This is a genomic window from Paraburkholderia sp. UCT31, assembly GCF_014397655.1.
Lineage (GTDB): Bacteria > Pseudomonadota > Gammaproteobacteria > Burkholderiales > Burkholderiaceae > Paraburkholderia > Paraburkholderia tuberum.
On the sequence record NZ_VZQP01000006.1, the window covers coordinates 95,250 to 114,529 of the forward strand.

Annotated in this window: 18 protein-coding genes, 1 tRNA gene and 1 pseudogene; 9 read left to right on the plus strand and 11 right to left on the minus strand. The window is 61.5% G+C overall.

Annotated elements, in window-relative coordinates; all coding sequences use genetic code 11:
- Positions 1-173 precede the first annotated feature (173 nt).
- The gene (locus tag F6X40_RS06340; RefSeq protein ID WP_187627175.1) at positions 174-1,325 is read left to right on the plus strand and encodes a peptidyl-alpha-hydroxyglycine alpha-amidating lyase family protein; all 1,152 of its coding nucleotides are present in this window, start codon (positions 174-176) and stop codon (positions 1,323-1,325) included.
- A 66-nt stretch (positions 1,326-1,391) separates the two neighbouring features.
- Here the strand turns inward: F6X40_RS06340 and F6X40_RS06345 are convergent, their stop codons facing one another.
- From F6X40_RS06345 to F6X40_RS06385, 9 genes are all read right to left on the minus strand, one after another.
- Positions 1,392-1,832: a hypothetical protein gene (locus F6X40_RS06345; RefSeq protein ID WP_187627176.1), complete on the minus strand. Its 441-nt coding sequence runs from the start codon at positions 1,830-1,832 to the stop codon at positions 1,392-1,394.
- 202 nt (positions 1,833-2,034) lie between these two features.
- A complete protein-coding gene (locus F6X40_RS06350; RefSeq protein WP_187627177.1) occupies positions 2,035-3,741 on the minus strand; it encodes a fibronectin type III domain-containing protein in 1,707 nt (568 codons plus the stop codon).
- A 231-nt stretch (positions 3,742-3,972) separates the two neighbouring features.
- Positions 3,973-4,197 (minus strand): hypothetical protein, encoded by a 225-nt coding sequence (locus F6X40_RS06355; RefSeq protein WP_184072767.1) that lies wholly within the window; start codon positions 4,195-4,197, stop codon positions 3,973-3,975.
- A gap of 115 nt (positions 4,198-4,312) precedes the next feature.
- Positions 4,313-4,735, minus strand: coding sequence for a hypothetical protein (locus F6X40_RS06360; protein WP_187627178.1), 423 nt, complete (start codon positions 4,733-4,735; stop codon positions 4,313-4,315).
- 29 nt (positions 4,736-4,764) lie between these two features.
- Positions 4,765-6,714, minus strand: coding sequence for a putative bifunctional diguanylate cyclase/phosphodiesterase (locus tag F6X40_RS06365; protein ID WP_184072764.1), 1,950 nt, complete (start codon positions 6,712-6,714; stop codon positions 4,765-4,767).
- 330 nt (positions 6,715-7,044) lie between these two features.
- Positions 7,045-7,986, minus strand: a complete 942-nt coding sequence (locus F6X40_RS06370) for an ABC transporter substrate-binding protein (RefSeq protein ID WP_090807654.1) — start codon at positions 7,984-7,986, stop codon at positions 7,045-7,047.
- 119 nt (positions 7,987-8,105) lie between these two features.
- Positions 8,106-9,134: an ABC transporter permease gene (locus tag F6X40_RS06375; RefSeq protein WP_184072760.1), complete on the minus strand. Its 1,029-nt coding sequence runs from the start codon at positions 9,132-9,134 to the stop codon at positions 8,106-8,108.
- Between the two features lie 13 nt (positions 9,135-9,147).
- The gene (locus tag F6X40_RS06380) at positions 9,148-10,665 is read right to left on the minus strand and encodes a sugar ABC transporter ATP-binding protein (protein ID WP_187627179.1); all 1,518 of its coding nucleotides are present in this window, start codon (positions 10,663-10,665) and stop codon (positions 9,148-9,150) included.
- 91 nt (positions 10,666-10,756) lie between these two features.
- Positions 10,757-11,518, minus strand: coding sequence for a GntR family transcriptional regulator (locus tag F6X40_RS06385; protein WP_187627180.1), 762 nt, complete (start codon positions 11,516-11,518; stop codon positions 10,757-10,759).
- A 191-nt stretch (positions 11,519-11,709) separates the two neighbouring features.
- Between F6X40_RS06385 and F6X40_RS06390 the strand changes: the two genes are divergently transcribed.
- The 4 genes and pseudogenes from F6X40_RS06390 to F6X40_RS06405 all read left to right on the plus strand — a co-directional run bounded on the left by F6X40_RS06390 (position 11,710) and on the right by F6X40_RS06405 (position 15,600).
- Entirely contained in the window at positions 11,710-13,005 is a 1,296-nt protein-coding gene (locus F6X40_RS06390) for an L-fuconate dehydratase (protein WP_187627181.1), read from the plus strand.
- A gap of 15 nt (positions 13,006-13,020) precedes the next feature.
- A pseudogene (locus F6X40_RS06395) lies at positions 13,021-13,278 on the plus strand (RidA family protein); the annotation flags it as partial.
- A 27-nt stretch (positions 13,279-13,305) separates the two neighbouring features.
- A complete protein-coding gene (locus tag F6X40_RS06400) occupies positions 13,306-14,502 on the plus strand; it encodes an aminotransferase class V-fold PLP-dependent enzyme (RefSeq protein ID WP_187627182.1) in 1,197 nt (398 codons plus the stop codon).
- A gap of 78 nt (positions 14,503-14,580) precedes the next feature.
- Positions 14,581-15,600, plus strand: coding sequence for a D-cysteine desulfhydrase family protein (locus F6X40_RS06405; protein ID WP_187627183.1), 1,020 nt, complete (start codon positions 14,581-14,583; stop codon positions 15,598-15,600).
- 93 nt (positions 15,601-15,693) lie between these two features.
- On the opposite strand, the gene F6X40_RS06410 is transcribed toward F6X40_RS06405, so the two are convergent.
- Positions 15,694-15,778: transfer RNA gene (locus tag F6X40_RS06410), tRNA-Leu, on the minus strand.
- A gap of 265 nt (positions 15,779-16,043) precedes the next feature.
- On the opposite strand from F6X40_RS06410, the gene F6X40_RS06415 reads away from it, so the two are divergent.
- The 4 genes from F6X40_RS06415 to F6X40_RS06430 all read left to right on the plus strand — a co-directional run bounded on the left by F6X40_RS06415 (position 16,044) and on the right by F6X40_RS06430 (position 18,769).
- Positions 16,044-16,241, plus strand: a complete 198-nt coding sequence (locus F6X40_RS06415) for a hypothetical protein (RefSeq protein ID WP_162634082.1) — start codon at positions 16,044-16,046, stop codon at positions 16,239-16,241.
- A gap of 49 nt (positions 16,242-16,290) precedes the next feature.
- Positions 16,291-16,947, plus strand: coding sequence for a glutathione transferase (yfcF, locus tag F6X40_RS06420; protein WP_187627184.1), 657 nt, complete (start codon positions 16,291-16,293; stop codon positions 16,945-16,947).
- A gap of 587 nt (positions 16,948-17,534) precedes the next feature.
- The gene (locus F6X40_RS06425) at positions 17,535-18,260 is read left to right on the plus strand and encodes a cytochrome c oxidase assembly protein (protein WP_262421380.1); all 726 of its coding nucleotides are present in this window, start codon (positions 17,535-17,537) and stop codon (positions 18,258-18,260) included.
- Positions 18,257-18,769, plus strand: coding sequence for a CopD family protein (locus F6X40_RS06430; protein WP_187627185.1), 513 nt, complete (start codon positions 18,257-18,259; stop codon positions 18,767-18,769). Before F6X40_RS06425 ends, F6X40_RS06430 begins: the two co-directional genes overlap by 4 nt.
- Here F6X40_RS06430 and F6X40_RS06435 read toward each other — a convergent pair.
- On the minus strand, positions 18,733-19,245 hold the full coding sequence (locus F6X40_RS06435; protein WP_184040085.1) for a DUF2231 domain-containing protein: 513 nt from the start codon (positions 19,243-19,245) through the stop codon (positions 18,733-18,735). The genes F6X40_RS06430 and F6X40_RS06435 overlap by 37 nt on opposite strands.
- Positions 19,246-19,280 lie beyond the last annotated feature (35 nt).

Here is a 19,280-nt window from a genome sequence, read left to right on the forward strand (position 1 = left end):
GGTACCGCGCCGCCGCGCGCCGCGACCTGGACAGCATCTGCCACCACCAGCACGTGATCGCGCATAACGGGAAGTGTCTCTTTCAGCATCGCCAAAACGATTTAGCCATTAAACGTTTTGTGCACTAGGCTTGCCTTTGCACACTTCAAGCGATGGACCAAAGGAGACAACGAATGAGCGAGCGATACGAGTCGTTTTGTGCATGCTGCGGCGGTCCCGACCACCGGGCGATGAGCCGACGGACTTTCATGAGCCTGCTTGCGGGTAGCGCCGCCGGACTCGCCATGCCGTCCGCGTTCGCCGCGGACACACCGGCCGTGCCCACGATTGCTTATGACTCGATTGCCAACCCCGTACGTTTGCCGAACGACAGGTACTTCGGCGAATGCTCGGGCGTCGCGCTCAATTCGCATGGCCATATCTTCGTGCTGTCGCGCGGCAACACCAGCGGCCCCGCATATGGCGCGGCCGCCGCGCAACTGCTCGAGTTCGCGCCCGATGGACGCTTCGTGCGCGAGATCGGCCACAACCTGTATGCGTGGTCGTTCGCGCACACGGTGAAGGTGGACCGGCACGACAACATCTGGGTCACCGACAAGGGCTCGGACATGGTGATCAAGTTCACGCCGGAAGGACGCGTCGCGATGGTGTTCGGCCGCAAGCAGGAAGCATCGGACGAGGAGACCGCGCCGCTCAAGCATCCGAATCCGCCGCTGCCCTCCGAACCCGGACGCTTTCGCCAGGTGACCGACGTCGCGTGGGACAAGGCGGGCAACACCTATATCAGCGACGGATACATCAACTCGCGCGTCGCGAAGGTCGATCGCGACGGCAACTGGCTGAAGTCATGGGGCGATCGCGGCACGGGACCGGGGCAGTTCCATACGCCGCATAGCATCGCGGTGGATGCGCACGACCACGTTTATGTGGCCGATCGCAGCAACCGGCGCATCCAGGTGTTCGATACCGAGGGCACGTTCCTGCGCCAGTTCACGATCGACGTACCGGTGCCGCCCGACGCGCGCCCCGCGATCGGCAACATGCCGAGCGAAGCGGACCTCGCCGCGGGCACGTTCGCGCCGGGCTCGCCCTGGGCGATCTGCATCTCGCCGGGACCGAATCAGGTGCTCTATAGCGCCGACGCGTTTCCGGGCCGCATCTACAAGATGACGCTCGACGGCAAAGTGCTCGGCGTACTAGGCAAAGCGGGCAAACAGCCGAAGCAGTTCGGCTGGATTCACGAGATGGCGTGTCCTTCGGAAAACGTATTATTCGTTGCCGAGTTGCTGAACTGGCGTATTCAGAAACTGGTTCTGCATGCGTGATGGACGAGGGCCGCCGCATTCGTCTGTGATGCGGACGCGGACCGGCCCTGTCGATGTCAAGCCGTCTCAGTCGTAACGACGATGCTTGTGATGGTGCTTGCCCGATTGGTGGCCGCGCGAGTAGTCGTTGGCATACGAGTTCGAGCGCGAGATGTTGCCGCCGAGCGCCGAACCCGCGCCGCCGCCGAGCGCGGCGCCGACCAGGCCGCCGGTGCGGCCGCCCATCGCGTTGCCGGCCGCGGTGCCCGCCCCGCCACCGAGCGCGCCGCCAATGATCGCGCCGGTACGTTCGCGACGATTCGACGTGACCGCGCCGCCCGCCCCGCCGCCCACTGCGCCGCCGATCACCGCGCCGGTGCTGCCGCCCACCGCGCCGCCGACTGCCGCGCCAGCGACGCCACCGAGCGCGCCGCCGAGCATGTTGTTCATATCACCGGCAAGTGCCGGCAACGACGCCGCGGCGCTCAATGCAGCCATGGCAACCATCTGGATGATTTTCTTCGACATATCGGGTCTTTGTTTTAGTGAGACGGCGCCGAGTATAGCGGGGCTTCGGAAAGGGCTTTGTAACCTCGACAGTCCGTGGCGGTAAGACGTGTAACAAAATGAATGGGGCGTTGTTTTTGCGGTGACCGTGAAAAAACAAGGGCCGCTCGTGATGAGCGGCCCCTGGAAATTGAATGCCGATCAGTGAATCAAATCTATCCTTCTACCCGCGCCGCTTCTTCTTCAATTCGATCGTCTCGAACAGATCGTATTCCGGTGTCGGCGTCTGATCCGCGCCCGGCGCGTGGTAGTAGTTCATCGTGATCGTGGTGTCGCCGCCGGGCTGCCCCGGATCGTAGTCGAACACCGCGATGCCGTAGCCGGTGCCGGTGTCGCGTTGGGCGGACCAGATTGCGTCTTCGACCGCGTCGGCGCTCGCGCGCACGAACGTGCCCGCGGTCGTCGACGGGATCGGGCGATTCGGCTTCGTGAAGATGCGCGCCTGCGGCAGGCCCGTGCCAGCATCGACGCCATACACGTCGAGCGGCGCGCTCGTGCCGCCGCCGCCGAGAATCAGGTGGATCGTGCCGTGGCTCGTATCGAACGTCGATGCACCCGCCGATACCGCCGACATGATCGGCTCGGGCTGCAACGTATCGACCGGGTGCCCCGTCGCGATGTCGGCGCCCTTGTTGTGATTGCAACCGCGCACCGGATAGCTGCGCTCGTAGTCGTGATCGTGACCACACAGCACGAGGTCCACGCCATAGCGATCGAACAGCGGCAGCCACGCTTCGCGAATGCCCTTGTCGGAACCGTTGCCGGTCTTCGACGAACTGAGCGCGTCCTGATGCATCTGCACGATGATCCAGTCCACGTCGTTATCGTGCGACGCATGCTGCAGCACTTTTTCGAGCCAGCGTGTCTGCTCGCCATTGCTATAGCCGCGCACGTACAGCGACGTGCCCGCCGGAATCGGCGGATTGCCGGTACTCGCGACCGGCGTCAGCGGCGCGGGCCCGGCGACGAAAGCGGCGGCATCCTGATAGACGACGTCGTCCGCATCGAGCGAAATGAACAGCACCGAGCCGACGCGGAAGCTGTACCAGCGGCCCGGAAAACGCGTGTGATTATCGGGCAGCACGTAGCGCGACAGATACGACGCAAGGCCCTGCTCGCCGTTGTTGAATTCGAGCTCGTGATTGCCGGGACACGGCATCCACGGCCGGTTCGACGCCGACGTCTGCGCGTTGTTGCCGAAGTCGCGCCACACCTCGGGCTGCTGCGTCGGATTCAGATTCGCATAGCAGAGGTCACCGTTCAGCAGATGGAAGAGCGGCTGAAAGCGCTCGACGGCCGCCACCGCAAAGCGGCTTTGCGGCGACGACAGCACCCAGTTCGTATTCGGCGTCGCGAGATCGCCGTAGCTCGTCCAGCGAAACGGCGCGCGGCCGCGCGGTGCGGTACGAAAACTCGCGGTGAAGGGTTGCGCTGCATTGCCGTCGTTATCGGCCGTCACTTCGTACTGATAGCTCGTGTCGGCCTTCAACTCGCGCACGCGCGCGTGATAGTTGAATACGACCTCGCCGTTGATGCCGTCGGTGTACGTGCTTTGCACCGCGTGCACCGTATGTTTCGCGTGGTCCCCGTTATTGGCGCCGTTTATGCGCACCTGCGGATTGACCGCGGGCGCGAGCGACGACCACGACACGGTAATTTCGCTCGTCGGGTCGCTGCCCCAGGTCAGATGGATCTGTTCGGGCGTGCCATCGGGTGTGCCGCTATTGGCGCCGCGCGCGGTCGATGCGAGCGCGCCCGCCGCCGTCGCGAGACTCGACGCGCCGGCGAACTTCAGAAAGCCGCGACGCGAGACGATCGATGCGCCTTGCTCATCGGCAGGCGTTGTCTTGACGATTTTTCTGTTCGACATGTCCGGTATGGTTGTTCAGGTGGAAGAATGCCAGCGCAAAACAACGCCCCGCGGGGCGAGCGCGGACGGAAAGTGACGGACGATCGTAGCCGGACGGCGATGACAGCCCGATGAAACATCGGGCGAATAGCGGAAGGAGGGTTCGATATCGAAAGGTTTATAAAAACAGATTGCCGGTGCAGCGCGTGATTCGATCGCGCGCATGCAACCGGCAATCCGCTTGACGTCCATTCAGGTCTGGGAGCTTGTATCGTCCGCGGCTTGAGCGTTGTCGGCGTCGTCCTGCTTCTCTTCTTCTTTCTTTTCCACCAGCGATTCCAGCTTTCCAGCGCCTTCGAAACCGGCGATAGCGGCCACGCCTTTGGTCAGCAGACCCGCTTCGGGATCGACTTTCTCCGCGGCTTCAACGGCGGCAACCGCACCGGCAATCTTGCCCACTTCGTCCAGAAGTCCCATGTCGCACTCCCACAAAAATAAGTGAAGCTGCATCGTCTCACGAACTTTATGGCATGTCGTCAAATGTTACATCGCTTAACGACGAAGCTTTCGGAGTGAAATTTAAACGGCTGCCTCACACGCGCGCGGGCGGCTGCGGATTGTTCCCGGGATTCGTGTCGTACCTCGAAACGCGAAGAACACCGTTCACGTCGATCAGCTTCGACAAGCCGGCCTCGAGGGCATCGGCGACGTCCTTGTCATACACTTCGTCGCCATTCACATGGAGCGTGAACGACTGCAGGTACTTCGCTTTCTTCTCCGGGTTCTCGATGGTTTGCCGTGTCCATTGATAAAGCGGGTAGTTCTCGATGCCCATTCTCTCCGCTTCGCTCACGTAGTCGGCGAATGCATCGAACTGGCATTTGAGCGTTGCGTGATGCGTTTGCAAAATGGCACGAAGCGCTGGATGCGCTGCGCACGAAGGGTCCGCGCGCAGCGAGTTGGCGAGTTCCATCGACGCGGTGAATCGCAGTTGAAATTGCAAGGGAGACGACATCACGACCTCGATCGCATCGGTAACGGATATCAAAAGTCCGCAGGCGCGGCCTTGTCGGCGACACGCGCGTCGAGCACCGCTTCGCACTGCTCGATTTCTTCGTTGCACATCGGCTTGCCGAGCAGATAACCCTGCGCATGCGTGCAACCGCATACGCGCACGAAATTGAGCTGCTCCTGGGTTTCGATGCCCTCGGCCGTGGTCGGCATGCCGATCTCGCGCGCCAGCGCGACGATGCCGCGCACCACGGCCGCCGATTCGCGCCGATGCACGGACTCGCGGACGAACGAACTGTCGATCTTCAGCTTGTCGAACGAGAAGCGCACGAGCGTGGACATCGTCGAAAAGCCGGTGCCGAAGTCGTCGAGCGCCAGCCCGATACCCAATGCGCGCAATCTGGTGATATTGCGGCGAGTCACTTCGTCGTCGTTCAGCAGTGCCGTTTCCGTGACCTCGAGATTGAGCCGCGTCGGCGGCAGCCTCGTTTTCCGAAGTATTGCCGTCACCGTCGATGCGAACGATTCCTCGCGCAATTGCACCGGCGATACATTGACCGCGACGATCACCTTGTCGCGCCACGCCGACGCCGCCATGCACGATTGCAGCAGCACCCATTCACCCAATGCGAGGATCAGGCCGGTGCGCTCGGCGGTCGGAATGAACGCGGACGGCGACAACTCGCCGCGCGTCGGATGGGCCCAGCGAATCAGCGCCTCGCGGCCCGCGACCGCGCCGGTATGCAGATCGATGATCGGCTGATACTCCATGCGCAAACCATTGAACGACTTCAGCGCGCCTTCGAGGTCGCTGCGCAGCAGGCTCAGGCTTTCGTCGGATACGTGCTTCTCGGCATCGAAAATCGCGAACGCGCTTTTGCCGCTGCGCTTGACGCCGTACAACGCGCGGTCCGCGCAGATCAGCAATTGCGGACCCGTTTTCGCATGTTCGGGATAGAGCGCGATGCCGACGCTCGCGCCGATATGCACGAGCGCTTCGCTCAACACGAACGGCCGCGCCAGCGTTCTGACGATGCGATCGGCCAGCACGCGCACGTCGCGAAGCTGCCCGGCGTCGTCCGAAATCGCGACGAACTCGTCGCCCGCCAGGCGGCCAACGTGGTCGCCGCTCGGCAGCAGATCGCGCAAACGGGAGGCCGCTTCCTGCAGAATCTGGTCGCCGGCGGCATGACCGAGACTGTCGTTGATCGCCTTGAAGCCGTCGAGGTCGATCAGCAGCACCGCGAACGCCTCGCCCTGCCGCGTCGAACTCTCGCCGGTGCGTTCGATCAGCAGCTCGTTGATACGCGCGCGATTCGGCAAACCGGTCAGGCTATCCTGGCGCGCGAGGCGATGACTGTTTTCCCGCGCGAGCAGCAACGCAACGGTGTCGCGATTACTACGCAGCGCGACCGTGAAGAAGCCGGCCGCGCAAAACGGAGCCTGAAATAGCAGCACGAGCTTGCCATTGCCCGGCGACATCGCCGCGCCGACACTCAGAAAGCCGAGAATAAAAACGATCTGCAATAACGCAAGCCGCGGCGTGCCCGCATTGCGTCCGGACAATCCGCCGATCACACCGACCGCACAGACGTTTCCAAGCAGAAAAAGCGTGGGACTTCCGCTGATATTGCACAGGAATGTGCCAAACCCGAATAACGCGCTCCACAACAGACTCGCGAAAATAAACGCGGAAGTCGGCGTGGGCAGCCCAAGGGCGGCCCGCGTGCGGCATAACCAGATCAGCGTGAGCCGCGCGATCAGCAATGCGACGACCGCGATACCCCACGCGGCATATAGAGGAATCGGATAAAGATAATACGCGGTTGCGCAAACGCTGATTTCGCAAATCGACGCGAAAACGATCGATGCGGTTCGCGTGAACAGGTTGGCAAGCAGGATCTGCCGGTTGTCCGGACTCAGTTTCTGGGCCGAGGACACGACCCACTTGAAAAATGGAGACCTTGGTTCGGTAAAAGCCATGACCTGCGCATTCGACGGTGGGTGGGTCCGAATCGGCATGCGAATGGACGGCTCGTGCAGCGATTATATAAACATAAAGTATCAGATTAATGCATGCAATGGCGTGAAATGACCGGCAGCCGTGGATCAAAAGCCCTGCATGAGCGCGAATCACGACTTGCTCGACGGAGTACGAGCGTTCGGATTACATGTTGTTGCGGCGCAACGGACCGCTCGGTATAGCGCGATTCCGAAGTTGCGGAACGGCAATAAAAAAGAGGAAGAGCGTGGCTCTCCCTCTTTGATGATTGTCGCAGCCTCGGCTTCCCGAGTCGCGATTGCCGGCCTCGCTTAGTCGTACAGCACGGCTGCGATCTTCGGATCGTTCATGTTGGTCTTGTCGTACCAGTAAAAACCGGTGTCGATCTTCTTCGGCAGCTTCTCGCCGTGCAGCGCCTTGACCGCCGAGTCGACCGTGCATTTGCCGATACCGACCGGATTCTGCGTAATCGCGCCGGCCATCAAGCCCGACATGATGTTCTCCTTCTGCTCCTTGCCGGAGTCGAAGCCGATCAGCACGAGTTTCTTGCCCGATTCCTTGACGCCGATCGCCGCGCCTTCCGCGGAACCTTCGTTTGCACCGAAGATACCTTTCAGGTTCGGATTCGCCTGGATCATGGTCTTGGCGATTTCCGCGGACTTCAGGTGATCGCCGGCGCCGTATTGCACGGACACGATCTTGATGTTCGGATGCTTCGACTTGATCTGATTGACGAAACCGTCGCGGCGATCGACACCGGTGCGGCTCGTCTGGTCGTGCACGATCACGCCGACTTCGCCGGAATTGCCGATCAGCGCGGCCATCTTGTCGGCGGCGAGCGCGGCGGCGGCGACGTTGTCCGTCGAGCAGGTCGTCAACGGAATATCGCTGTCGACGCCCGAGTCGAATGCAATCACCGGAATCTTTTCGTTCTGGGCGCGCTTGAGCAAGGGGATGGCCGCCTTACTGTCGAGCGCCGCGATGCCGAGCGCCTGCGGCTTCTTCGCGAGCGCGGCCGACAGCATGTCGATCTGCTTATCGACCATCGCTTCCGTTTCCGGTCCCTCGAACGTGATCCTGACGTTGTTCGCTTTCGCGGACTGCTCGGCGCCCGATTTGACGGCTTGCCAGAACTGATGCTGGAAGCCTTTCGAAATAAGCGGAATATACGGCTCGTCCGCATACGCGAGACTACTTCCGCCGACGAGCGCACCGACACCGACCACGATACCGATTAGTCTTCTCTTCAACATGGGGCCTCCTCCAATGGTTGGGCTATCAAGCCGCTATCGAGCTTTCGAGAAAGCCTTCACTTGCCCTCTCTCTCGTGCTCCTGCGTTCCCTGCTTATTTGCTGCTTCCTTGCTGCTGCGTCAACTTCTCCGGCTGCGCCGCAGGATGTCCGCATACACCGCCAGAATGATGATCAAACCGGTCACGACGATCTGCCACTCCTGCGCGACCGACATGATGCGCAGTCCGTTGGTCAGCACGCTCATGATGAAAGCGCCGATGATGGTGCCGAGTATCGTTCCCGAACCGCCGCTCAACGACGTGCCGCCGATCACGACCGCCGCGATCGCATCGAGCTCGTAGCCTTGACCGAGCGCCGGCTGCGCCGAATTGAGCCGCGACGCGATCAGCAGACCCGCGATGCCGCAGATAGCGCCGCCCACGCCGTAAATCGCGATCTTCCAGCGATCGACATTGACGCCCGAGAGCCGCACCGCTTCTTCATTGCTGCCGAGTGCGAACGTATAGCGGCCGAGCGCGGTGCGATTGAGCGTAATAGAACTGACGATCGCGAGAACGAACAGGATCAGTACCGCATTCGGAATCGGCACGCTCGGCAGGAAATAGCCGATCAGCGAATCCTGGGAAATACGGTAGAAGTTCTCGGTATCGGTGAAATAAATCGGCTTGTCCGCCGACACGACGAGTGAAAGACCTTTGAGCAGCATCATCATGCCGAGCGTCGCGATGAATGGCGGGATCTTCATTTTGGCGGTCAGCGTGCCCGATACCGTGCCGCATACCGCGCCCGTCGCGAGTGCCGCGAGCACGCCCATCCACATCGGCAGATGCCAGTACGTGAGAAACACTCCACAAATCACGGCGGTAAATGTCATCAACGTACCGACCGACAGATCGATGCCGCCCGTAATGATCACGAACGTGGCGGCAATCGCCAGCACGCCGTTCACAGCTGTCGCCTGAAAAATGCCGAGGATGTTGTCCATCTGCATGAAGGACGGCGACGCGAAACTGAAGAACACCAGCAGCAGGATGAGGCTCGCGAACGCGAGCATCTTTTGCACGGCGGTCGGCGCGAAAATTCGCGCTTTCAGCCCGGAAGTGCGCCTTTCGTCGTCCAGCGCCGCCGTATCCGTTCGCAATGTCATGTCGTAGACCTCTTCAGGCTTGTACCGTTTTCAGGGTTTCGCGCAGCGTCGCGAGATGCATGATGCGCTCCTGCGTCGCTTCGCTGGCGGACAGCTCGCCGGTAATGCGGCCTTCGCACATCACGACGATGCGGTCGCTCATGCGCAGAACTTCCGGCAGCTCGGAGGAGATCATCACGATCGCCTTGCCTTGCGCCGCCAGCGAGCGCAGCAGCTTGTAGATTTCGCTTTTCGCGCCGACGTCGATGCCGCGCGTCGGTTCATCGAAGAACAGTACGTCGCAATCGCGCTCGAGCCATTTCGCGATCACGATCTTCTGTTGATTGCCGCCCGAGAGGAGCCGCACCTGCTGCGTCGCCGAAGGCGTGCGAATCGCAAGCAGCTTGATGAAGTGCTGCGCTCTTTTGCGAATCTGCCCGCGGCGCAGAAACATATTGATTGACAGGAACTTGCCGAGATCGGCCATCACGATGTTCGATTCGACGTCCATTCCCGTAGCGAGACCGAAGCGCTTGCGATCTTCGGACAGGTAGCCGATGCCGCGCTTGACCGCATCACTGGGCCTCTTGATCGACGCCTTCACGCCTTTCACGAGTATCTCGCCCGATTCGACCGGATCGGCGCCGAACACCGCGCGCGCGACCTCCGTGCGGCCCGCCCCCATCAAGCCTGCGAAACCGAGTATTTCGCCCTTGCGCAATTCGAAACTGACGTCGCGCACGAGCGGACCTGCGACGAGATTTCTCACTTCGAGCGCGAGTTCGCCTTTCACCGGCGCCCTCTCGACCGGCGTCACGTCGCCCAGCGTGCGTCCGACCATCATGCCGATGATCGTCTCGACGCCGGTGCCCTCGGTCGGCACGGTGGCCACATACTCACCGTCGCGCACCACGGTCACGCGATCGGTGATCTGCTTCAACTCGTCCATCTTGTGCGAGATATAGACGACGCCGACGCCGCGCTCTCTCAATTGACGGATGATCCGGAACAGCTCGGCGATCTCGGCATCGTTGAGCGCGGACGTGGGTTCGTCCATGATCAGCACGCGCGAATCGAAAGACAGTGCTTTCGCGATCTCGACCATCTGCTGACTCGCGACGGTCAACGTGCCGACCATCGTGCGCGGATCGAGTTTCACGTGCATGCGGGCGAGGATCTCGCTTGCCTGTGCATTCAGTTTGTCTTCATCGAGAAAGAGACCCAGACCCTTGCGCGGCTCACGGCCGATAAAGATGTTCTGCGCGATGCTCAGATGATTCATCAGTTGCAGTTCCTGATGAATGATGCCGATGCCGACAGCTTGCGCGTCGCGCGGACCTTGAAAATCGACGGGCTTGCCGTCGAAGAGAATTTCGCCGGAATCGCGCGTATAGACGCCGGCGAGAATTTTCATCAGCGTCGACTTGCCCGCGCCGTTCTCGCCCATCAGCGCATGGACCTCGCCGGCCATGAGTTCGAACCGGACGTCATGAAGCGCTCTTACGCCCGGAAAGCTCTTGCAAAGATTGCTGACGGAAATGAGTGGGTTCATGTGCTGATCTGTTGACGGCTGCCTATATCACCAACGTTTTTACGGTGGAGCTTTTTACGGCTTGAACAACGGCTTTCATTCCAGCTTTCATTCAAGGCGCGAACAGGTCGGGCCGCTCTTTTGCGGATCGGTGCAATTCGGCGACGACCTGGTCGAGATGATCGTGCATCGCTTTCGCGGCCGCATCGCCGTCGCCGGCGCAAAGGGCCTTGAAGATGCTCTCGTGCTCTTCCAGCGTATGCGTGAGCCGTTCTGGACTCGCGAGCAATTGTCTCGCGCGGTCCAGCGCATTGCGCGACACCGCGACGATCTCCTTCACGCGCGGCAGCTTCACCGCGTCGAGCAGGATTTCATGGAAAGCCAGATCGAGCGCGTGAAACGCCAGACGTTCGCCACTTCCAGCCAGACTGCGCTGCTGATCGAGATTGCGTGCCAATGCGTCGAGCGTCGCCGTGTCGTGCATCAGCGCGACCCCACGCACCGTCTCGACTTCCAGTGCGCTGCGGATGAACAGATGCTGGCGGATGTCGTCGAGCGCGATCGGTTTGACGCGCGTGCCGCGTTGCGGCAAAACCTCGACGAGACCCGCATGCGCAAGCCTCGCCAATGCGGATGACACCGGAAAGCGCGACACGCCCATCCGTTTGCACACGGCCATCTTGTCGATCATCATGCCGGGTTCCAACGCCAACGTAACGATCGCTTCTCGCAACGCCGCCTCGACCGCGTCGGTCAAGCTGCCGCGCTCGCCGCCGCCGACTTTTTGCAGTGCGACATACGGGTCCCCGGCGGCATTCTCAAGTTCGGTCGAGGAATTCACGAAGGCCTTGATTTCGAGAAGACATGCTAGCATGCTAGAAAGTGAATGCCGTGTTGTCAACGCGTACAAATGCCTGGAAATACCTGGGGATGCCTGGTATCTGGCAACTCCGGGCTTACCCGTATGCGCAGCAGGAACGCGCACACAGAGAACGTGCGCACGAAACCGATCCGTCTGCGTCCGCAGACGACAAGCCGATAGCCACAGCCCCGGAGGGTGCGCAGATGACAACGATCACAAGGCTGTCCGTTCGGGACATCCGGTTCCCCACCTCACGTTCGCTGGACGGCTCCGACGCGATGAATGCCGCGCCGGACTACTCCGCCACTTACGTCACGCTCGAAACCGACACGCCGAATCTCACCGGCCACGGCCTCACGTTCACGATTGGCCGCGGCAATGAAATCTGCGTGACCGCCGTGAATGCACTCACGCCGTTGATCGTCGGCAAGAAGCTCGAAGATATCGCCGCGAATATGGGCGCTTTCTGGCGCGCATTTACTTCGGATAGCCAACTGCGCTGGATCGGCCCGGACAAAGGTGCGATTCATCTTGCCACCGCGGCGGTCGTCAACGCGGCGTGGGACCTGTGGGCGAAATCCGTCGGCAAGCCGGTCTGGAAGCTGCTGGTCGACATGAGCCCGGAAGAACTCGTGCGCTGCCTCGACTTTCGCTACGTGACTGACGCACTCACGCCGCACGAAGCGCTCGCGATGCTGCATCGTCATGCGAAGACCAAGGGCGAGCGTGAAAAGGAAATGCTCGCGCACGGCTATCCGGCCTATACGACATCGGCGGGCTGGCTCGGTTACGACGACGACAAGATTCGCCGTCTCGCGCGCGAAGGCGTCGCGCAGGGATGGACGCATTTCAAGCAGAAGGTCGGCGGAGATCTGGAGGAAGACGTACGGCGCGCGCGCATTCTGCGCGAAGAGATCGGCGAGAACCGGAAGCTGATGATGGACGCGAACCAGGTGTGGGACGTCGATGAGGCGATCGCGAACATGCGCCGTCTCGCCGAGTTCGACCCGTGGTGGATCGAGGAGCCCACGAGTCCCGACGACATCCTCGGTCATGCGGCGATTCGCCGGCGGCTCGGTTCGATTGGCGTCGCAACCGGCGAGCATTGCCACAATCGCGTGATGTTCAAGCAACTGCTGCAGGCGCAAGCCATCGACTTCTGCCAGATCGACAGTTGCCGGCTCGGCGGACTCAACGAAGTGATCGTCGTACTGCTGATGGCCGCGAAGTTCGGTGTGCCGGTGTGCCCGCATGCGGGTGGTGTCGGCTTGTGCGAGTACGTGCAGCATATTTCGCTGTTCGACTATATCTGCGTGTCGGCGTCGCTCGAGAATCGCGTGCTCGAATACGTCGATCATTTGCACGAGCATTTCGTGGATCCCGTCGCGATCCGCAACGGGCACTATATGCCGCCGCAAAGGGCCGGGTATAGCATCGAGATGCTGGAAGGGACGCTGGACAGGTACTGGTATCCGGAAGGAGAAGCGTGGCAGGAATGATGCTGGAGGGTAAGGGTTGGTGTCGTCGCGCAGATCGTCGCGGCGACGGGCGACCGGCTCGAGCGCGTGGCACGCATCGTGCGCCTGAACGTGTTCATCGCGAGCACGCCGGCATTCAGTGCTCAAAGCACGGTTGCCAATGGCGCGTCGGACGTGATCGTGCAGATCTTCGGTGACGCCGGCCGTCACGCGCGCAGCGCGGTGGGTGTTGCGTCGCTGCCGGCAGGGGTCGCCGTCGAAGTCGAAGCGGTTGTCGCCTTGAAGAACGTCTGAATTCAACTCATACACTCGGAGCCGCCAATGTCTTCTCCGCTGTCGCCTGCTGTCATCGACGCAATACGTGCCCGCACAGCCGGTGTGCGCAGTACCACGCACTTCAATCATGCGGGCGCGTCGCTGCCGTCGGCCGCCACGCTCGAAGCGATTCACGCGCATCTGTTGCGCGAAGCCTCGATGGGACCCATGGAAGCGGGCGCGGCTGCCCGCGAACAGACCGAACGGGCGCGCACGCTCGCCGCGCGACTGCTGAACGCTCAGCCCGCCGAGATCGCGTTGACGACGGGCAACTCGCCGGGCTGGGGCGCTGCTTTCGCGGCATTGGGTCCGTGGCGCGAGGGGCAACGCATCCTCGTTGCGCGGCACGAATGGGGCGGCAATCTCGCGACGATGCGTCTTCTGGCGCAGCGCGCGGGCGCATCGATAGAGACGATTCCTTCCGATGAGAGCGGCAGGGTCGATCCTCGCGCGCTCGAAGCGATGCTCGACGACCGGGTCCGACTGATTGCGCTGACGTGGCTGCCGGCCAATGGCGGACTGATCAATCCGGCCGCCGCGATTGGGCAGATAGCACGCCGTCACGGCATTCCGTATTTCATCGATGCGGCGCAAGCCGTCGGACAGCTTCCGATCGACGTCGTCGAAGTCGGCTGCGATGTACTGGCCGGCGCGGGCCGCAAGGCACTGCGTGGACCGCGCGGCACCGGGCTGCTATACGTCCGGCGGGATTTTCTGCCCCGCTTGACGCCGGCCTTCGTCGACACGTATTCCGCGCCGCTCGACGCCAACGGCGACCCTGTACTGCGCGACGATGCCGTGCGTTTCGAATCGTCGGAAGCGTCGCTTGCACTGCATTGCGGATTGGCGAATGCATTGGACGAAGCGCTGGAAATTGGCATCGACAACATCCGCGCGCAGATCGATCGGACCGCGCAGACATTGCGCGAGCGGTTGGCCGCGATGGAGGGCGTGTGGGTGCTCGACCAGGGTGTCGAGCGATCCGGTCTGGTGTCGTTCAACGTCGCCGGACTAGATGCCTTGTCGGTGCGACGCGCGTTGGCGGCACAGGGCATCACGATCGGCTCGAATGGCGTCGCGTACACGCCGTTCGATATGAACAGCAGAGGGCTGACACAGATCGCGCGCGCATCGGTCAGCTATCTGACCACCGACGCCGAAGTTGATAAATTACTGGCTGGGATTCGGACGTTGACGCATTGAGCACTCGAGTCAAAGAGAACTTTGCGTCAGTCAAATGAATGGAAACGTCTCTTTCAACTCAATCGCCCGCACACGACCATGAACTCCGCCTCATCGCACCGCCTCGATTTATCAAAGTTTCCGCGCCGTGCGCTTCTCGAAGGCCCGACGCCAATTCAGCACCTTGCGCGTCTGAGCGCTCGCCTCGGCGGGGCGGACATCTACGTCAAAAGAGAAGATCTGACGGGACTAGGTGGCGGCGGCAACAAGCTGCGCAAGCTCGAATTCCTGATTGGCGAAGCGCTCGCGCGCGGCGCGGACACCATCGTTACCGTCGGCGCGCGGCAATCGAATCATGCGCGCCTCACGGCGGCCGCGGCGGCTCGCGTCGGACTTCGATGCGAGCTGGTGCTGACGAGAACCGTGCAACGTTTCGACCACGACTACATGGAGAACGGCAACGTGCTGCTCGATGCGCTATTCGATGCGCGCGTGCATGATCTTCCCGGCACGGCCAACGCATTGCAATTCGCCGAGGAACGCGCGAACGAGTTGCGAGCGCAGGGCCGTAACGTCTATGTGTGTCCGTTGGGCGGTTCGAGCCCGGTCGGTTGTCTCGGCTACGCGGACTGCGCAGCTGAAATCGTCGCGCAATCGCAAGCGCAAAACGTGGCCTTCGATCGCGTCGTGGTGCCGAATGGAAGCGGCGGCATGCATGCGGGGCTGGTCGCGGGTTTTGTTGCGCTGGGCCTGGATCCGTCGCGTGTTGCCGCATTCACGGTGTATGGGAATGCTGGCCACGCGCGCACGGTTACTTTGGATAAGGCGAATCAGACGGTCCGACTGATCGATCCGGGCCTAAGCGTGAGTGATGACGCGATCTCGATCGACGAAGCGCAGCTCGGACCCGGCTATGGCATTCCAACCGATAACATGCGCGCGGCTGTTCGGCTGATGGCATCGACGGAAGGTCTGTTGCTCGATCCCGTGTATAGCGGCAAAGCATTTGCGGGTCTTGTGGAAAACGTGAGCAACGGGAAGTACAGTGCCGGACAGAAAATTCTATTCGTGATGAGCGGCGGTCTTCCGGGGCTATTTGCCTATCGGAACGAGTTCTGAGCGCAGAAGCGGAGACAACGCGATGGTCTGATACGGCCGCCGTTGCCTGAAGAAAGCGCGAAGCGCTTGAAGATTCGAATCGACGACTCGAAATGGTGCCCAGGGCGGGATTTGAACCCACACGCCTTTCGGCGCTACCCCCTCAAGATAGTGCGTCTACCAATTTCGCCACCTGGGCAGAGGGGCGCCATTGTATCAGCCTGATTATTTTTTTGAAGCCCCTCGCGTGATTTTGTTCTGCAGTTGCAATACCGGTCGAAAGACCGACGAGGCGTTCTCCCCGTATCGCTGCCCGGCGACCGATTCGAGCGCGGCTCGGCGCCTCGCAAGAGCTCGTAAGGTCTGACGCTTGTCGCCCGCTACTCGGGTGAATGCGACGAATGATGGGCCGCTATGCTCGTACGCTGATGCGCTGAAAGAGCGCCCTTCACGGCGGACATATCATGTCACCACGACGCACATCTTCTTCGCGACTTCGGTATCGTCTTTTTCTCGCGTCGCTGCTGACGTCGATAACGCTGCTGCAGGGTTGCGCAACGACGGCGGAGAACCTTGCCGTAGGATTTGGTCTCGGCGCGGTCGGCACCGTGTCGGCGTTAGGCTGCCTGCTCGCCTGCGAGATGGCCAATCCGCACTGGTGAAAGGCTGCACGGCGCGCGACGAGCAGCTAGTATTCGAAGCTCGACATCGATGACTAACGAAAACGGAGCCCCTGTGGCACACCCGCCCTTCCACCTCTACACCGACGCCCAATTCGCCAGCCCCTACGCGATGTCCGTCTTCGTGACGCTTCGCGAGAAGCGCTTGCCGTTCGACCTTTCGACCGTCGATCTCGCGAACAAGGCGAATCACGCCACCGACTATGCGGCCCGCTCATTGACGCGGCGCGTGCCGACCCTGATACACGAAGACTTTGCGTTATCCGAGTCGTCGGCGATCACCGAGTACCTCGAAGAGACTTTCCCGGACACCCCGGTCTATCCTCAAGATCGGCGTCTGCGCGCGCGAGCGCGCCAGCTGCAGGCCTGGCTGCGCAGCGATCTGCTACCGGTTCGCGAGGAGCACTCCACCGAAGTCATTTTCTACGGATCGCGCGGCGGCCCGCTTTCCGCCAGCGCACAAGAAGCGGCACAAAAACTCTTCGCCGCCGCCGATGCATTGCTTCCGGCCAATTCGCCAAATCTGTTCGGCAAGTGGTGCATCGCCGATACGGACCTCGCATTGATGCTCAATCGCCTCGTGCTGAATGGCGATTCCGTTCCGCACAAGCTCAAGGAGTACGCCACGCAACAATGGCAACGCGCCAGCGTGCAGCAGTGGGTCCAACTGGAGCGTCCACCGCTATAAAGTCGACCGGCGCGGCTGTCGCCACGCCGAAAAGCCATCGATAGAAGTAACAAAGACCAGCAAAATAGCTGAATACGAAAGTCTTAAAAGATGCAGTAAACGCGAATATTACATTCGCGTTTTATCAGAGCTTCGCTGCTCCGCCATGGCCCGATTCCGCGCCCGCTCCCTTTGCCGCCTCGCGCGTACGATGCTGACAACGATCAGCACGATCGCAAGCAATGTCAATTCGATCATTGCGGGAATTCGGATGGGATCATGAAACATGGCGGGCCTCCGTCACATGATTTCATCATAGTACGCCGGGCAGGTCAGCCTGAAGTATTGCGCCGCACCATTGCAATCTTACCGCCGCCATTACACCGGCTTTTATTTTGCCGGCAAACGCCTCGAGTGACAAATTGAAAACATTCTGTCACGCAAAAACTTACAGGATTCAGATAGCCGTCCCTAAACAGTTTATTTGCGCTAGAGTACACGAGCGATCAGTTGGATCGTGAGCCGTCCCGACAATTCGAAGGCGTTATCTGTCACGCGTTTTCTTGCGTGTATTAAAGAAGCACCTGGACTCGTTGAAGACATCGCCCATGCCATATTTTCCTGTCGCCTACTGTGGTCCCGCGGCTGTTCCTGAAAGCTTGTGGCTGCGCTGGAACACGGATCCGCCATTGCTCGTCGGGCTCGCGGCGCTCGCATGGTTCGTGGCCAGCAACCGCTCGGCGAATGCACGGGCGGGATGGGGCGCCGTCGCATTGATGGCCCTCGTGTTCGTGTCGCCGCTCTGCGCGTTATCCTCGGCATTGTTCTCCGCACGCGTCACCCATCACATCATTCTGATCGCCGCCGTCGCGCCGCTGCTCGCACTCGCGTTTCCGCTGCCGCGCCTCGCGCATCCGCCGCTCGTGCCGGTAGTCGCCGCGCATGCGGTGATCATCTGGCTGTGGCATGCGCCGGGGCCGTATGCATGGGGACTGTCGACCGTACCCGGCTACTGGCTGATGCAGATCACTTTGCTTGGCAGTGCATGGCTCATGTGGCGCAGCATCTTCTCGCCGTCGCTGCCGACCGGCCCCGCGCTGATGGCGCTCGTCGCGACGATCGGCCATATGGGATTGCTCGGCGCGTTGATCGTGTTCGCGCCGGTGCCGCTCTACGTCGCGCACTTCGCGACCACCGCCGCGTGGGGGCTCACCCCGCTCGCCGACCAGCAACTCGCCGGACTGTTGATGTGGGTACTGGCGATGATCCCTTATCTCGCGGCAGGACTTTCGCTCGTCTGGTCAAGCCTGCGCGTCAGAGAGCCCGCGCTGTGACGACCTTGCTGAAGTTCATTCATCTGGCCGCGATCGCCGTCTGGTCGGGCGGTTTGATCGTGCTGCCGTATCTGTTCTGGCAGCGCCGCGGGCTCGCGGCGGGCACCGAACTCGACCGGCTGCACCGCATCACGCGTCTCGTGTTCGTGGAGTTGACCTCGCCCGCCGCTTTCGTCGCGATTGCGAGCGGCACCGCGCTGATTTTTCTGCAGGCCACCTTCGTCGAATGGTTCACCGCGAAGATGGTGTTCGTCGGCATCATGGCGATGCTGCATGTGCTGGCCGGCCTCGTACTGCACGATCTGTATCTGCCCGACGGCAGCTTCAGCCGTGCCTCGGCGATCGCGCTGACCATCGCTTATCTGATCGTGATCGTCGCGATCATCTGGATCGTGCTGGCCAAGCCTCACATCGACTCGAACCTGCTGGCACCGCATCTGTTCGAGCCCGGTGGACTTGGCCGCTGGCTGCATCACTCCTTCGGCGAAACGAGAATTCCGACGCCATGATCGAACACGAGCTTGCCCCCATGCCAGCCGGCGAAGCCCGTCATCACCGAGCTGAGCACCGACAGCACGAGCCCATGCGGCAGGATCTCATCGGGGTAATAAAGGCGCACGCCCCAGTTCGCACCCGCGAGCGCGACGAGCGTCATCGCGGCGACCGCATGCGACCAGCTCGCTTCCTTCAGGCGGATACCGCGCACCAGCAGCAGCTCGGCGGTACCGACCACGCTCGCAGCCACGCCGCTCCAGAACGCGAAGCCGGCGGCCCACAAGCCGGCGCGAATCCAGAACGGGTCGCCCGTCCACCAGTAGATTACGTCGACGCCCAACGTCGCGACGACGAACGCGATCGGGAAATGCACCATCATCACGTGAATCGGATGACCGACGAGCGCCACCACCGACCCCTTGTCGAGCCGCAACAGCTCGAGCATCACTTCGCTTCGCGTCTCGTTTCCAGCATTGCCTTTGTTTGCCATGATGGTGTGTCCTCGCATCGGATGCCTGGTGGTGC